Source organism: Methylobacterium sp. E-005, assembly GCF_022829725.1.
Classification (GTDB): domain Bacteria; phylum Pseudomonadota; class Alphaproteobacteria; order Rhizobiales; family Beijerinckiaceae; genus Methylobacterium.
Map to the genome: position 1 here is coordinate 1 of NZ_JAKSYG010000048.1, position 346 is coordinate 346.

The following is a 346-nucleotide window of genomic DNA, read 5'->3' on the forward strand; positions in this document are numbered from 1 at the left end:
CACATCAAGTTCCGTTTTACTACATATGTGGGTCGCTTTTGACTAAAGCCGCGTAGTCGTGTCGTGCTGCTCCAATTTATTCAGCCTGCGCAGTCATGTAGCTTGCAAACCAAATGTGTGTTGTGGCGCCTCCCGGTCGGATACGGCACAGGAGGGCATCGTTGGCTGATCGACCGTAGGCGCTGGCGGCTGGGTGAGGCGAGCGCTCCCGCCTGCGACGCGGAGGGCCTGATGCCCCGTTTCTTCATCGACACCTTCGACAGCATTGTCGCCATAGATGACGTCGGCCACGAGTTGCCGGACGAGGCTGCTGTGCGAGAGGTTGTCCGCAGGACGTTGGCCGACA

The 346-nt window shown here is 59.2% G+C and carries 1 protein-coding gene; it reads left to right on the plus strand.

Annotation, left to right across the window (positions count from 1 at the left end; all coding sequences use genetic code 11):
- Positions 1-231: 231 nt before the first annotated feature.
- The coding region (locus tag MKK88_RS34220) for a DUF6894 family protein (protein WP_409566616.1) at positions 232-346 on the plus strand (115 nt) is incomplete at its 3' end.